At 72.0% G+C, this 14,930-nt stretch carries 13 protein-coding genes; 10 read left to right on the top strand and 3 right to left on the bottom strand.

The annotated features are described in order from the left end of the window. The first annotated feature begins 43 nt into the window (after positions 1-43). From rph to ASF21_RS14605, 5 genes are all read left to right on the top strand, one after another. Entirely contained in the window at positions 44-835 is a 792-nt protein-coding gene (gene rph, locus ASF21_RS14625) for a ribonuclease PH (protein ID WP_055772918.1), read from the top strand. Beyond that, a complete protein-coding gene (rdgB, locus tag ASF21_RS14620) occupies positions 828-1,457 on the top strand; it encodes an RdgB/HAM1 family non-canonical purine NTP pyrophosphatase (protein ID WP_055772915.1) in 630 nt (209 codons plus the stop codon). The genes rph and rdgB overlap by 8 nt, the downstream gene beginning before the upstream one ends. Positions 1,458-1,593: 136 nt before the next feature. Then, positions 1,594-2,280, top strand: coding sequence for a DedA family protein (locus tag ASF21_RS14615; protein ID WP_235499023.1), 687 nt, complete (start codon positions 1,594-1,596; stop codon positions 2,278-2,280). Further along, a complete protein-coding gene (locus ASF21_RS14610; protein WP_055772913.1) occupies positions 2,277-2,966 on the top strand; it encodes a GNAT family N-acetyltransferase in 690 nt (229 codons plus the stop codon). Before ASF21_RS14615 ends, ASF21_RS14610 begins: the two co-directional genes overlap by 4 nt. 258 nt (positions 2,967-3,224) lie before the next feature. Then, on the top strand, positions 3,225-4,217 hold the full coding sequence (locus tag ASF21_RS14605) for an exonuclease domain-containing protein (protein ID WP_055773185.1): 993 nt from the start codon (positions 3,225-3,227) through the stop codon (positions 4,215-4,217). 42 nt (positions 4,218-4,259) lie between these two features. Here ASF21_RS14605 and ASF21_RS14600 read toward each other — a convergent pair whose 3' ends face one another. Beyond that, positions 4,260-5,174, bottom strand: a complete 915-nt coding sequence (locus ASF21_RS14600) for an SDR family NAD(P)-dependent oxidoreductase (protein ID WP_055772909.1) — start codon at positions 5,172-5,174, stop codon at positions 4,260-4,262. Between the two features lie 74 nt (positions 5,175-5,248). Next, positions 5,249-6,469, bottom strand: a complete 1,221-nt coding sequence (locus ASF21_RS14595) for an ADP-ribosylglycohydrolase family protein (RefSeq protein WP_055772906.1) — start codon at positions 6,467-6,469, stop codon at positions 5,249-5,251. Positions 6,470-6,620: 151 nt separating this feature from the next. Between ASF21_RS14595 and ASF21_RS14590 the strand changes: the two genes are divergently transcribed. The 5 genes from ASF21_RS14590 (at position 6,621) to ASF21_RS17185 (ending at position 13,696) form a co-directional block, all read left to right on the top strand. Beyond that, a complete protein-coding gene (locus tag ASF21_RS14590; protein ID WP_055772902.1) occupies positions 6,621-7,646 on the top strand; it encodes an aquaporin in 1,026 nt (341 codons plus the stop codon). A gap of 66 nt (positions 7,647-7,712) precedes the next feature. Beyond that, positions 7,713-8,876: an exonuclease SbcCD subunit D gene (locus tag ASF21_RS14585; RefSeq protein ID WP_055772899.1), complete on the top strand. Its 1,164-nt coding sequence runs from the start codon at positions 7,713-7,715 to the stop codon at positions 8,874-8,876. A 9-nt stretch (positions 8,877-8,885) separates the two neighbouring features. Then, positions 8,886-11,960, top strand: a complete 3,075-nt coding sequence (locus ASF21_RS14580) for an AAA family ATPase (protein ID WP_055772896.1) — start codon at positions 8,886-8,888, stop codon at positions 11,958-11,960. Between the two features lie 53 nt (positions 11,961-12,013). Beyond that, positions 12,014-13,429, top strand: coding sequence for an MFS transporter (locus tag ASF21_RS14575; RefSeq protein WP_235499021.1), 1,416 nt, complete (start codon positions 12,014-12,016; stop codon positions 13,427-13,429). 105 nt (positions 13,430-13,534) lie between these two features. Then, positions 13,535-13,696, top strand: coding sequence for a hypothetical protein (locus ASF21_RS17185; protein WP_200914847.1), 162 nt, complete (start codon positions 13,535-13,537; stop codon positions 13,694-13,696). 177 nt (positions 13,697-13,873) lie between these two features. Here ASF21_RS17185 and ASF21_RS14570 read toward each other — a convergent pair whose 3' ends face one another. After that, positions 13,874-14,908 (bottom strand): serine/threonine-protein kinase, encoded by a 1,035-nt coding sequence (locus tag ASF21_RS14570; protein WP_055772890.1) that lies wholly within the window; start codon positions 14,906-14,908, stop codon positions 13,874-13,876. Between the last annotated feature and the right edge of the window lie 22 nt (positions 14,909-14,930).

Here is a 14,930-nt window from a genome sequence, read left to right as displayed (position 1 = left end):
GCTCCGGGTTCCCTCCCATGACCGCCCGTCTAGACTGGAAATCATGACCTCCGCGAACGCCACGCCCGCCTCCGCCTCCGCTCCCGCCGCAGCACCCGTGGTGCGGGCGGACGGCCGGACTCCCGACCAGCTGCGCAACATCAGCATCACGCGCGGGTGGTCGAAGCAGGCCGAGGGCTCCGCACTCATCGAATTCGGCAACACGCGGGTGCTCTGCACCGCATCGCTGACCAGCGGCGTGCCGCGCTGGCTCAAAGGGGAGGGCAAGGGCTGGGTCACGGCGGAGTACGCGATGCTGCCGCGCGCCACGAACACGCGGTCCGACCGCGAATCCGTCAAGGGCAAGATCGGTGGCCGCACGCATGAGATCTCGCGCCTGATCGGACGCTCGCTGCGCTCCATCATCGACACGAAGGCGCTCGGGGAGAACACGATCGTGCTCGACTGCGACGTGCTCCAGGCGGACGGGGGCACCCGCACCGCAGCGATCACCGGGGCCTACGTGGCCCTCGCCGACGCGATCCGCTACGCGAAAGACAAGAAGCTCATCCCGGCGTCGGCGTCCCCGCTGACCGACACCGTCGCCGCCATCAGCGTGGGCATCATCGACGGCGTCCCGATGCTCGATCTGCCGTACGTCGAGGACGTGCGCGCGGAGACGGACATGAACGTCGTCGTCACGGGTTCCGGGACGTTCGTCGAGGTGCAGGGCACGGCCGAGGGTGCACCCTTCGACCGCGCCGAACTCGACGCCCTCCTCGACCTGGCCCTGCTCGGCACGGCCCAGCTCGCACAGATCCAGATCGACACGCTGCGGGACACCCACGGTGGCTGATGCACCCGAGCCCCGGCTCGTCCTCGCGACACGCAACTCGGGCAAGCTCCGGGAACTGAGGGATCTGCTGCGGGGCCAGGTCCCCGGACTCGACGTCGACACGCAGGTCGTCGATGCCGCTGCCGCCGGTGCACCGGACGTGGTCGAGAGCGGCGTGACGTTCGAGGAGAACGCCCTGCTGAAAGCCGAGCAGACAGCCGCCGCAACCGGTCTGATCGCCGTCGCGGACGACTCCGGCCTGGCCGTCGATGTCCTCGGGGGCGCTCCGGGCATCTTCTCGGCGCGCTGGGCAGGCCGTCACGGGGACGACCCCGCCAACCTGCACCTGCTCCTGGCGCAGCTCGCCGACATCCCGGAGCATAGCAGGGGAGCGGCCTTCGTCTGCGCTGCAGCCCTGGCACGTCCGCGGGTCCCGGGCGGGCACACCGAGCGCGGCGAACTGCGCGGCTCGCTGCTGGCGGCCCCCCGCGGCGAGGGTGGGTTCGGATACGATCCGATCCTCGTCCCGACCGGCCTCGATCGCAGCTGCGCGGAACTGACACGTGACGAGAAGAACGCCATCAGCCACCGCGGCATCGCCTTCCGGGCCCTCCTGCCGCATCTTGTCGTCGCGCTGTCCTGAGCCGCACCGGCACCCCCGAACAGCACGCAGCGACACCCGAGCAACCAGCAGTACTGACCGACGAAGAACGGCGTCACCGACGCCGACCAGCACCGGCCGTCCCGCAGGGCGGACCTCGAGAGGGACGGACACCACCGTGAGCATCATCCAGGCAGCCCAGGCGGTCCACGTCGCAGCAGCGACCACGCCATCGTCGGACGGCTCGGCACTCGGCGCGGTCACCGACTGGGCGGTCAACCTGATGGAGACCATCGGAGCCCCCGGCGCGGGACTGGCCATCGCGCTGGAGAACCTCTTCCCGCCGCTGCCCAGCGAGGTGATCCTGCCGCTCGCGGGGTTCACCGCCAGCAGGGGCAACTTCTCCCTGTTCGAGGCCATCCTGTGGACCACCCTCGGTTCCGTCGTCGGCGCCTTCGCTCTCTACGCCCTCGGCGCCTGGCTCGGCCGGGACCGCATGCGGCGCCTCGTGTCCAAGGTGCCGCTGATCGACATCGAGGACGTCGACAAGGTGGAGGACTGGTTCAACCGGCACGGCTACCGGGCGGTGTTCTTCGGGCGGATGATCCCGCTGTTCCGGAGCCTCGTCTCCATACCGGCCGGTATCGAACGGATGCCGGTCCCCATGTTCCTGCTGCTCACGACCGCCGGCAGCCTCATCTGGAACTCGATCTTCGTCCTCGCCGGCTTCTACCTGGGCGAGAACTGGCACATCGTCGAGCAGTACGCGAACACGTTCCAGAAGATCGTGATCGTCGCCGTCGTGCTGTTCGCGATCTGGTTCGTCGTCTCCAAGGTGCGCAAGCACCGGGCGAAGCGCGTGTGACGGTCGCCGGTGGCACGGAGCGGGCAGTCGACCCGCTCGTCGCGGTCTGGCCGCTGTTCGGACTGGTCATCCGGACTCCGCGCCTCGTCCTCACCCCGGTGCGCGACGAGCACCTGCCGGAACTGGTCGATGCCGTGCTCGCGGGGATCCACGACCCCGGCGAGATGCCGTTCGGTGTCCCCTGGACCGACGCCCCACGCGATGTGCTCATCCCGGAGACGGCCAGGCACCAGTGGCGGCTGCGCGCCGGCGTGTCCGTGGCGAGCTGGACCATCAACTTCGCAGTGCTGCGCGAGGGGCGCGTCATCGGTGTGCAGGACCTGGCCGCCCGGTCCTTCCCGCTCCTCGGTCAGGTGGAGTCGGGATCGTGGCTGACCCGCACCGCCCAGGGCGAGGGTCTCGGCACGGAGATGCGTGCCGGCATGCTGCAGTTCGCGTTCGATCACCTGGGAGCGACGACGGCCACGTCGGAGGCCGCCGACTGGAACGCCGCCTCCCTCGGCGTGTCCCGCCGCCTCGGCTACCGGGACAATGGCACCGCCCTGGTGGAAGGCCGCGCGGGTCAGGCCCAGTGTCTGCAGAGGCTGCTGCTCGCGCGGGAGGACTTCGTGCGTCCGGTCTGGACCGCGGAGGTGCAGGGTGCAGCCGCCGCCCTCGCCCTGCTCTGCCCGGAACCACCGCGCTGACCCGAGGTGGCAGGTACGACGTCGTGCTGTCGGTTCCGGCCCGTGGCGTCCCGTCTCGTTCCGCGCCCGGCAGCCGATCGGAGATCGGACCTCGAGCTCTAAGGACGGCTCGCAGCGCAGCGGGTCGATGCCGAGGGCGACCGCCGCCGGGATGTCGGCGGGCGTCCCCTGCGGCGGTCACTCCGGGAGGGACGCGCAGAGCCCCCGGTGAATGGCGGATGAACGGTCCTGGGGGTGGGCGGCAGTACAGTGGAGGACGTGGGAATCGCGTTCACGGCCATCGACTTCGAGACGGCGAATGGCTTCCGCGGTTCCCCGTGCGCCGTCGGACTGACGAAGGTCCGCGACGGCCGGATCGTCGAGGAAGCCTCCTGGCTCATGCGCCCGCCGCAGGGCCACGACCACTTCGACTCCCGCAACATCGCGATCCACGGGATCACGTCCGGCATGGTCGCGGACGCCCCGCGCTTCGGCGACCTGTTCCCCGAGATCGGTGGCTTCATCGGTTCGGACGTGATCGTCGCGCACAATGCGGCGTTCGACCTCGGCGTGATCCGGTCCGCGCTCGAGGTCTCCGCGCTCGCAGGTCCCGCCTGGGACTACGCGTGCACGGTGGTGCTCTCCCGGAAGAGCTACTCGCTCCCGTCCTACTCCCTTCCCTTCGTCGCCGAAGCGGCGGGCGTGCCCCTCGTGAACCATCACGACGCCGTGGAGGACGCGCGGGCCTGCGCCGGGATCATGATCGACATCGCCCGGCGGTACGACGCCCACACGGTCGAGGACGTCCTCGGATCCCATAGCCTCGCCCTGTCGCGCGCCGAACCGTACGCGCCGGGTGTCGACGAACTGTCCAAGGCGACCCGCACCGCCCTCGGGCGCAGTACCTCGGCCACCGGATGGTCGGGGTGGCCCGAGGAGGGCGAGAACCCGCACGCCAATGCCCAGGCCGATCCACGTCATCCGCTGTACGGACAGACGGTCGTCTTCACGGGCAGCCTCGGCATCTCCCGGCCGCAGGCGAAGGAACGGGCAGCGCGGCTCGGTGCGCAGCCCGCGAGTGCGGTCACACGGCGCACCACGGTCCTCGTGGTCGGTGACGGGTTCGTCGCGTCGGACCTGAGGAACGGCCGGGTCACGGGCAAGGCGCGGCGGGTCCTCGAACTGCACGAGCGGGGGCAGGCGATCGAGGTGCTCTCCGAGGCGGAATTCCTCCAGATGACGGGCGGTCGCTGGCCCGTGGAGAGCCAGTAGGCGGCAGCGTCCTGCCGCGGGAGTGCCAGAGCCCGAGAGCCGTCAGAAGCGCAGCTCGATCCCCGTCAGGTCGGCGGACAGGTCGATCAGTCGGGACGCGGCATTGCTCTCCCGTGCGTGCCGCCGGGCCGGGACGATCGCGGGAGCGCCTTTCAGCTGGAACCAGCCGTCCGGCCCGCAGTAGGCACCGTTGGGGATGGAGCGGTCCACCGTCGCCCGCACGAGCGGCCAGGCGCCGTCGTCCTTGCCCTGGGCCACCCGCCGCATCACGGCGCGCCGCCAGGCGGGGGCGTCGCGGTGCGCGGCGATGCCCGGCCGGTCCGGCGTGAACATGCCGAGCGCGAAGCCGGGGTGTGCCACGACGCTGGTGGCCGCGCTGCGGGTGAGGTCGAGACGGCGCGCCAGCTCGAACCCGAAGGCCGTCACCGCGAGCTTCGAGGTGGCATAGGCGCTCGCGTTCCGGTAGGTGGAGGGGTCCAGGGTCGACGGCGTCAGGCGCGCCCAGCGGTGGCTGATGCTCCCGAGGTGCACGATCCTCGTCCCGGCGGCCGACAGCTCGGGTAGAAGCAGTGCGACGAGGGCGTAGTGCCCGAGGTGGTTGGTGCCGAACTGCAGCTCGAAGCCGTCCGCCGTCGTCCGCCGCTCCGGCGAGCCGACCACCCCTGCGTTCGCGAGCAGGCCCGCCAGGGGCGGCCCCGCGGCCAGGGCGCCGGCGGCAGACCGCACCGACGCGAGGTCGGCGAGGTCGAGCTGCTGGAAGGAGACATCGGCATCGGTGTGCCGGGTCCGGATGGCCCGGATCGCGGCGCGGGCCTTCGTTTCGTCGCGCGACGCCATGACCACGCTTGCCCCGGCGCCGGCGAGCTGCTCGCAGGCGAAGTACCCGAGCCCGGCATTGCCACCCGTGACGAGGATGCGGCGGGCCGTGAGGGAGGGGAGGGCGATGGGGTTCCACATGGGGCCAGCCTAGGCGGTCCGCCCGCTGCCGGCCCGGGTCATGCCGCGGATCCTCCGGTGTGGACCCCTGCGGTTCAGGAGCCCGTGGTCGCGGAGAGCAGTGCCCGGGCCATGCCGCGGACGACGGCGGGCACGCCCGGAGCATCGAGATAGCCGGCGGGCAGGGCGGCCGTCCCGTGGAGTGCGCCGATCATCCCACCCGCGAGGGACGCGGCGATCGTCGAGGAGGCGTCGGGCCGTCCCGCCGCCGCTGCATGCGCCAGCGCAGCCGCGAGCTGGTCGCGCGGGGATGCCGCCTCGTCCGCCCCTTCGAGGACGGCCTGGAGCGCCGCCTCGAACGTGCCGGCCGCCGTCGTGCCCTCCGCGCGGCTCCCCGTCGTCGTCGCGTCCGCCGTGGTGGCTGCCACGGCACCGGCGGCGACCCTGCCGTCTCCCGCGTCCCCGGAGATTCCCGCGCCTCCCGCGTCTCCCGCGTCCCCGCGCTGAGCGCCGGGCCGGTCGGCCTCGCCGGCCGGAGGGACCGGGGCCGTCGAACCGCTCGCCACTCCGGTCGCGTGGGCGTCGTGCGCCGCTCCCCGCGCGAGATCCTGCTCTTCACCCCGGACGAGACGGACTGCCTCGGCCAGGGAGCGCCCGTCGATGGCGAGCGCCCGGATGATCCCGCTGAAGAGGGCCGCCGTGCCGCGGGCTGCGGCGGACCCGTGCGTGAGCGCCGCGGCATCCACCGTCAGCCGTTCCACCATGCTCTCGGGGATGCGCGGGACGAGGCCGAACGGCGCCGAACGCATCAGCGCTCCAGCTCCTTCCGCCTGCGGGTTGACCGGCCGTGACCGCGTGCCCATCTCGCCCGTGAGCAGGGCACGCACCGTGTCGCCGTCGGGCTCGTGGACGGGAAGGAGATCCTCCTGCGCGTCGATCCACCGGCCGGGCGGCGCGGGCGCGTTGGCGGGCAGGTGTTCGCCCTGGCGGGTGAGCCAGCGCAGGTACGCGAGCCAGAGGCATGCCGTCTCGTCCGCTGCGACGCCGTCGTTCGCCCACTCGAGCGCGTCCACGAGACCGTCCACCGTGTACAGGGTCAGCTGCGTCGCGTCGGAGACCGCGAGATCAGCCGGGTCGCCCAGCGCCCCGGTCGGGTCGTCCCCCACCGCTCCGAGCACGCCGTAGGCGTCACCGGCCATGATGCCCAGCAGGCACCCGAGGACGCGGTCCTCGTACGTGGGGGCCGGGCCTCCGGCGCCCGCCACCTCCGGCGGGAGATCGGTCGGGGTGGCTGGAGCGGCGTCATCTGTGGTCACCTGATCAGTCTAGGGAGACCGGCGAGGGCCCGGCACCCGGCAGGCGGACCTGCTCCCAGCGCCCGCCCAGACTAGGATGGAAAGCTCGTCGGCGGCCCGGTGCTCCTCCCGGGTGGTCTCCCAGCACGTCCGACCAAAGGATGACGACCCCATGACGCAGCACAGCATCGCGCCCGACCCGGAGTCGCGCGCCTCCGCTCACAACACCGTGCAGGGCAGGGGGAACGGCTCCGAGGGTGGCTCGTGGCGCGACGGCGAGCTCCGGACGCCCGGCCTCCTCGCCCGGTCCGTGGCCGAGGGTGTCGGCTCGTTCTTCGTGATCCTCGCAGGCCTCGGGGCCACCATGCTGGCGACAGAGACCTCCATCCAGCCGTCGCTCGTGTTCGGCTTCGCCGTCGTCGCGGCCATGATCGCCTTCGGCCATGTGTCCGGCGGGCACTTCAACCCTGCGATCACCGTCGGCTCCGCGATCGCCGGACGCCTGCGCTGGGGATCGGTCGCCCCCTACGTCCTCGCGCAGGTGATCGGCGCCGTCGCGGCCTCGGGCCTGATGTGGCTCGCCCTCGGCGCGAACGCACAGCTCACCGGCATCCGGACCTTCTTCAGCTCGGCGTCCAACGGTTTCGGGGAGCACTCGCCGGCGCAGTTCCCGCTGACGAGCGCCTTCCTGCTGGAGGTCGTCGCCACGGCGCTGCTCGTCGCCGTCTTCCTCGGGGCGGGCTCCCGCCGCGCACGTCGCGACCTCGCTCCGTTCGCCGTCGGACTCACCGTCGCCGGGTTGCTCTCGTTCCTCCTGCCCGTGACCAACGGTGCCCTGAATCCCGTCCGTGCCACGGCGTCGGCGCTCTTCGCGGACCCATGGGCGCTCGAACAGCTCTGGCTGTTCTGGGCGGCGCCGGTCATCGGCGGAGTGATCGCCGGGCTCGTCATCCGGAGCACCGATGCCTGGGGCTCGCCATCGATCACCGCGGGCGGGGCCCCCGAATCGGAGGGTGCCGCTGATACCGCTGATACCGCTGGCACCGGCGGGACGGCCGAGACTGCCAGGACGGCCGATGTCGCCGCGGCCCCGGCACAGGACATCCACTCCGGCCGGAACGACGCCGCAACCTTCTTCGACGCCTCGGACGAGGGCCCGGACACTGCCTCGCCCCGCTCCTCCGGGCCGACGCGCTGAGCGGTTCGGGGCGGCCCGCCGCGCACGGTCCGGTGAATGTCGGCGACCAGCGGTAGCGTGAAAATCATGAAGATCCTCCACACCTCGGACTGGCATCTCGGGCGTTCGTTCCATGGCACCGGGACCCTCGACGCGCAGCGGATCTTCATCGACAACCTCGAGAAGACGGTGCGCGAGGAAGGCGTGGAGATGGTCCTCGTCGCCGGAGACGTGTACGACCGGGCGCTGCCCGCCGTCGACGTCGTCGCGCTCTTCGACGACGCCCTGGATCGACTGACGGTCGCGGGCGCGGAGGTGGTGGTGAGCAGCGGCAACCACGATTCGGCGACCCGCCTCGGCTTCGGCGGCCGCATCCTGGCACGCGGCGGCGTGCACCTCCGCACGCGGCTCGACGACGTCGCCGTCCCGGTGCTGCGGCAGCTCGGGGAGGACACCGACCTCGCCGTCTACGGCGTCCCGTATCTCGAACCGCGCGTCGTCGCCGACGCCCTCGGAGCAGGGTCCAGCACCCACACGGCTGTCACCACGGCGGCCCTGGGCCGCATCCGCACGGACATCGCCGAGCGGTCGGAGGGTCGGCGCATCGTCTCCATCGTCATGGCGCACACCTTCGCCGCAGGGGGTACGGGATCCGACAGCGAGAGGGACCTCGCCATCGGCGGCCTCGGCTCGGTGCCCCTGGCGCTGTTCGACGGGTTCGGCTACGCCGCACTCGGGCACCTGCATGGCCGGCAGAAGCTCTCGGAGACGGTCCGCTATTCGGGCTCACCGCTCGCCTACTCCTTCTCGGAAGCGCATCAGGCGAAGGGCGCGTGGCTGATCGACGTGACACGGGACGGCGTCGGCGAGGTCCGCGCGGTCCAGTGGCCGGCACCCCGCGACCTGGCGGTGCTGCGCGGAACCCTCGACGACCTGCTGGGCCGAGATGGACTCGAGTGGGCCGAAGCGGCCTACTGTCACGTGACGCTCACCGATGCCGAGCGGCCCGCCCGCGCCATGGAGCGCCTGCGCACACGCTTCCCGGACACACTCGTCCTGGCCTTCGAGCCCGAGGGCGGCGAGAGGACGGACCACCGCACCTACAGCCAGCGGATCGCCGAGGCCAGGGACGACGCCGAGGTCTGCTGCGGTTTCCTCGACCATGTCCGGGGCCGGTCGGTGTCGGCCGAGGAGCGCGCCCTGGTCCGCACCACCGTGGACGCCGCCCTCAGCGGCGCGTACGAGAAGTAGGGGAGTGCCATGAGGCTCCATCTCCTCGAGATCCAGGCCTTCGGGCCGTTCGCCGACCGTCAGCACGTCGATTTCGACGCCCTGTCGGACCAGGGCCTGTTCCTGCTCAACGGACCGACCGGCGCCGGCAAGTCCAGCGTCCTGGACGCGGTGTGCTTCGCGCTGTACGGGTCCGTACCCGGCGCCAGGCAGGCAGCCAAGCGGCTCCGGAGCGATCATGCCGCGGAGTCGGTGGCGCCCGAGGTGTGCCTCGAGTTCTCGGTCGGCGACCGGCGCTTCCGGGTGGTGCGGTCACCGTCCTGGGAGCGGCCCGCACGCCGTGGGAGCGGCACCACGACCGAGCAGGCGAGGACGCTGCTCAGTGAGCGCGTCGATGGCGACTGGGTCCAGAAGTCCGCGCGGAACGACGAGGCGGGGCTCGAGCTGCAGCAGCTCCTCGGCATGGACAAGGAGCAGTTCACGAAGGTGGTGATGCTGCCCCAGGGGGAATTCGCGGCGTTCCTCCGCGCGGACGCGAAGCCCCGACGGGAGCTCCTGCAGCGCCTGTTCTCGACCACGCGGTTCGAGGACCTCGAACGGTTGTTCCTCGAGGAGAGCCACCGCTCCACCCGGGCGCTCGAGGAGGAACAGGCGAACCAGCGGCACGTCTACCTCCGGGCCGTGGACGAGGCCCAGCGGCACGGCGTCGGGGTCGAGGGGACCGTGACGGTGTCCGCCGGGGCGTCGCCCCCTGCTCCGGACCCCGCCACGGGGACCCATGGACTGACCGAGGCCGTGCGGGCGCGGTGGGAGGAGGCCTCGGCCGAGAGCACGGAGCTGGCGGAGGGCAGCGCGCTGGCCGACGGTGCCCTAGCGGCCGTATCCCGGCGGCGGAGCCGCTCGGCGGCACTCGCGCGGCTCCGTGCCCAGCGGACGGAGCACGAGGGGAAGGCCGAGGCGATCGCCCGGTCCGTCGACGCAGTGCGACGCCACGACGAGGCCCGCGCGCTCGGCAGCGTCCTCGACCTCGCCGATGATGCCGCGTCCGCAGCGGACCGGGCCCGCCTGGAACAGGACGCGTCGATCGAACGAGCCCGAGCCAATGCCGTGGTGGCCGACTACCTGGACGCCGACGTGGTGCTCAGCGGGGCCGGGTCCGAGAAGGACCGCGCCCGGGTGTCGGCGGCGTTCGACGTGGCGTCGGCCGCGTCCGCCGTCCTGAAAGCGGCGCTGCCGGACGAGCGGCGACGCCAGGACGTGCGTCGCGACCTCGTCGGCGTGCAGAAGGACCTGGCCGCCCTCGACGCGACGATGGACGCCGTCGACAGGGAGCTCGATGCCCTCCGGCGTCGCCGGGCGGAGGACCTCGAACGCCTGGGACCGTTGCGTCGGGCCGCTGACGGCCTCGCGCACCTCCGCGCGGAACAGGTCGCGGTGGAGACTGTGGGACGGGTGGTCGAGCAGTTCGGGGCGGCGGAGGAGCAGGGCAGGCGGGCCGACAGTGCGTACCTGCGCGCGTCGGAGTCCTTCCTCGACCTCAAGGAGCGGTGGCTCGACCTGCTGCGCCTGCGGCTCGAACAGTCGGCAGAGGAGCTCGCGGAGCGCCTGGAGGACGGCGAGCCGTGCCCGGTCTGCGGGAGCCCGGAGCATCCCGCGCCCGTCGCGTCACCCGGCGGTGACCGGGTCACCCTCGGGCAGGAGCAGGAAGCCCGCCGCCGGCAGGCGGAGGCCGAGGCTGCGCTGCAGGAAGCGAGGGGGGTGCGGGATGCCGTCCGGCTCGAGATCGCGGACCTCGCCGCGCGGGGAGGCGATCGGAGTGCGGACGACGTCGAGGCCGCCGTCCTCGACGCGCGCGTCAGACTGCAGGAGGCGGAGGCGGCGCAGGCCGAAGGCGTATCGGTCGAGGAGCGCGTGGCGCTCGCGGCGGAGGAGGAGGAGCGGCTCCGGGTCCGCCAGGACGTGGCGCGTGCCGAACGCAGCGATGCCGAGGCCCGACAGGGCTCGCTGGCGGATCAGGACCGCCTCCTCTCGCGCCGGATCGACGAACTCCGGGCCGGGGCGGCGTCACTCGCGGTCCGGACCGCGGAGGTGGAGAGCGCCGCACGCGACCTCGACGCGGTCCGTCGCGCCACCGAAGGCTGCGACCGTGCCGGCGCCATGCTCGAGGCCAGCCGGGCGCGGCTCCTCGGCGCGCTGTCCGGTACGCCGTTCGACGACGCGGAGGAGGCGCGGACGGCACTGATGCCGGATGCGCTGCTTGCCCGCACCCGCACGTCGGTTGCGGACCACGAGGTGCAGGGCCACCGGCTCGACGCCGCGTGGGAGGACGACGAGATCACGCAGGGCCTCCGGGACGAGGCGGACGGACTTGCCGCCCCCACCGAGGACGACGAACGGGCGGCCCACTCTGCCGCGGTGGAACTCCGGACCCGGGCCCACCGGGCGGGTATCACGGCCGAAGTCCTCGGCCACTCCGTCACGCAGCTCGAGGCGTACGCGCTCCAGCTGGCCCGGATCGAGGAGCGGATCGCCCCGCTGCGCGAGCGGGCGCAGCTCACCTCCTCGATCGCCGAGACAGCCCGAGGGGGCGGGGACAATCTGTACAAGATGTCGCTCGCCACCTACGTGCTCGCGTCGCGCCTCGAGCAGGTCGCGGCAGCGGCCACCGAACGGTTGCTCGAGATGTCGGACGGCCGCTACCAGCTCGTCCACAGCGACGCGACGGCCGGGAACAAGCGCTCGGGACTTGGGCTGAACGTCATCGACGGCTGGACGGGGAACCGGCGGGACACCTCGACCCTCTCGGGCGGAGAGTCCTTCATGGCGTCCCTCGCTCTCGCGCTGGGCCTCGCCGACGTGGTGCAGCAGGAAGCCGGAGGACTCGACATCGAGACACTGTTCGTCGACGAGGGGTTCGGCTCGCTCGACGACCAGGCCCTCGAGCAGGTGATGGACGCCCTGGAAGGGCTCCGCAGTGGCGGCCGCGTCGTCGGGCTCGTCAGCCACGTGCCCGAGTTGAAGCAGCGCGTGAGCGCCCAGCTGCAGGTGGTGAAGGGTCGGCAGGGCTCGAGTCTCCGCTTCGTGGAGCAGCCCGTCAGCGTGTAAAATCGAGGCGTTACCGGGTCGGGCGCATCGGGAGGGGGGACGATGCGCGTTCCATGCAACCCGGAAAGCAGATGTACAAGAACCCCACCCCGGTATCGCCGACCCCTCCGCCGCCCCCGAGCACGCCACCCGAGGCCGCACCAGGCCGCCGGTCCAGGCTCGGCCGCTTCGGTGTCCTCCCGCAGCTCGCGGGCCCGTCCTTCCTCGTCATCGGCCTGTTCGCCCGCCTCCCGCTCGCCATGCTCACGGTCGGCGCACTGACGCTCGTCACCACGGCTAGCGGCTCCTACGCCGCCGGCGGCTTCGCGGCCGGTGCCGTGGGACTCGGATCCGCGACGGGTGCGCCCCTCCTGGGGTACCTCGCCGACCGTCGTGGGCAGAGGATCGTCCTGCTCGCCTCGGCGATGCTGAACACGCTGGCCATCATCGGCCTGCTCGTGGTGACGATGACCCGTTCCGGCTTCGCCGGCTCGGGACTCGCCCTCGTGCTCCTCTCCTCCTTCGCGATGGGCTTCACCTGCCCGCAGATCGGTCCGCTCGCGCGCGTCCGGTGGATGGCGATGACCCGGCGCGGTCCCCGCTCGGCGCTGGACACCGCGCTGTCCTACGAGGGAACGGCCGACGAACTGACCTTCGTCCTCGGGCCTGCACTCGTGGGGCTGCTCGCGTCCCTCCTCGCACCCTGGCTGCCGCTCGCTCTTGCTGCGGTTCTGACGCTCACCCTGGTCAGCGCCTTCGCCGTGCACCGGACCGTAGCCTTCAGCGATACCCGGAGGGACGCGCCCCGGAAGGTCGACGGGCAGCAGGGGAGAGAGGCCGGACCATCCTCGGGCACGGTCACCGTGGGTCAGGACCCCGTTCGGTCGCACGGGTCGGACGCGCCGGAGGAGACCGATCCTGCGCCTGCGGGCGCGTGGTTCGTGCTGATCCCCGTCGCGGGCATGATCGCCATGGGGACCTTCTTCGGCTCCACCCAGACGTTCCTCACGGCGTTCACCGGCGAGTTCGGGGCTGCAGAATCGTCCGGTCTGCTGTACGCGGTCATGGGGCTGAGTTCAGCCGCTGCCGCCCTGTCCGTGGCCTACTGGTCGCGACGATTCCGCCACACCGCCCGTTGGACCGCCTCCGCCCTCGCCATGACCGCAGCCGCAGCCGCGCTCGTCGTGCCTAGCTCGGTCGGCGCGATGGTGCTGGTCCTCCTGGTCCTCGGCCTTTTCGTCGGGCCGACCATGGTGACCATCTTCTCGATCGGATCGGCCGTGGCTCCGGCGCACCGCCTCGGTACCGTCATGACCTTCCTGGCGAGCGGCATCGTGGCGGGGACGGCCATCGGGTCAGCGCTGGCCGGCACTCTCGCCGAAGCAGGCGGAGCTGCCGGCGCGGCGCTCGTCCCGGCGCTCGCCGCTGCCGTCCTGCTGCTGCTCGGCGTTGCCTCGGCCATCACTCTCCGCCGCGTCCGGGCCGCCTGACAGCAGCGTTCATCACCGCGGTCCAACCGTTCACATCATCAGTCGGCTGTCCATCGGCTCCCGCCACCCCTAGGATCGAAGGACACCCGAGATGCAGGAGGACGCATGAGTACCGACGGTACCGAGCACCAGGATCACGATCAGGCCGACACCGACGGCGCGGGCCCGGAGGGCACCATCCCCTCGGGCGAGGACGGCGTGGCGGCGGGCGCCATGGAGGAGGCCAGCCACTTCGAGCCCGAGGAGGACGAGGGCGACGGAGCCTGACCCCGCCGTGACGGCAAGGAACCTGCTCCGGGCCTGACGCCGGGACGTCGGCCGGCGAGACCCGGCCCGGACCGCAGCCACCCCGTGGAGGCGCCGAGAGCGGTTCCCGACCATCCATGACGAACACCCCGCCGAGCATTCGGCGGGGTGTTCGTCATGGCTGAGGATTAGTCGTGCTCAGCGGATGCTGGGTGCCCGACCGGGCGGTTCGGGAATCCTGATGTTGCCGGTGATGATGCCCCCGGTGATGACGCCACCCGTGATGACCCCACCCGTGGCGACGTCAGGCGATCCGCTGTCGCACGACGGCACGTCGTCCTGCAGGACGCGAGCGCGTGCTCCCCCGGCGAGGGTGCCCGGCCGCTGCACCTCCGCCGCCGGCGCGACATGATCGTCGGCGAACCCGCGCAGCTGCAGGGCGACGTCATGGGCGTACGGTCGGAGCCCCGGATCCCGCGCCGTCATACCGCGCAGCAGATCGCCCCACTCGGGGCCGAGGGCTGCAGGCACGTCGGGGTGCCGGAGAAGCCGGGCCAGTGCGGCCTCCACCACGGGCCCCGGGAACGCCTTCTGCCCGGTGAGGCACTCGAGCAGCACGAGCCCGAGGGAGTAGATGTCGCTGCGCTCGTCCAGCGCGTCACCCTTGGCCTGCTCGGGACTGAGGTAGTTCGCCGTGCCGATCGTGGCGCCCACGGCCGTCGCCATGGTCGCCTCGACCATGCGCGCGATACCGAAGTCCGTCAGCTTGGGGTACAGGCGCGTACTGTTGTCGCCGCTGTGGAACATGAGGATGTTCGCCGGCTTCACATCCCGGTGCACGACGCCCTCCGAGTGGATGTACGCCAGGGCGTCGGCCAGGTCGGCGCCCAGCTGCGCGACATCGACGGCGGGGATCGGGCCCCGCCTGAGCAGATGTCGCAGGTCCTCGCCGTCGACCAGCTCCATGACGAGGAAGCCCGTCGTCCGGCCGTCCTCGTCCTCGTGGATGCCGGCGTCGTGCAGGGTCACGAGTCCGGGATGGTTCAGCGTCGAGAGCAGCATGGTCTCGGTGTGCTGGCGGCGGTAGCTGTCGTCGTCCGACGTCGTCGGGTTGAAGATCTTGACGGCCACATCCCGGCCGAGGTTCCTGTCCACCGCCCGGTAGACGGAGGCCGCCCCGCCGACTCCGAGGAGATGGGTGGTCTGGTAGCGGTCGGCGAGGAGCACATCCATGGGTGTCCTCCCGCGACAGGTT

Origin of the sequence: Arthrobacter sp. Leaf234 (assembly GCF_001422665.1) — a bacterium.
Classification (GTDB): Bacteria; Actinomycetota; Actinomycetes; order Actinomycetales; family Micrococcaceae; genus Arthrobacter_D.
Note: the sequence above shows the minus strand (reverse complement) of the source record. Positions and strands in the feature narration are given on the sequence as shown.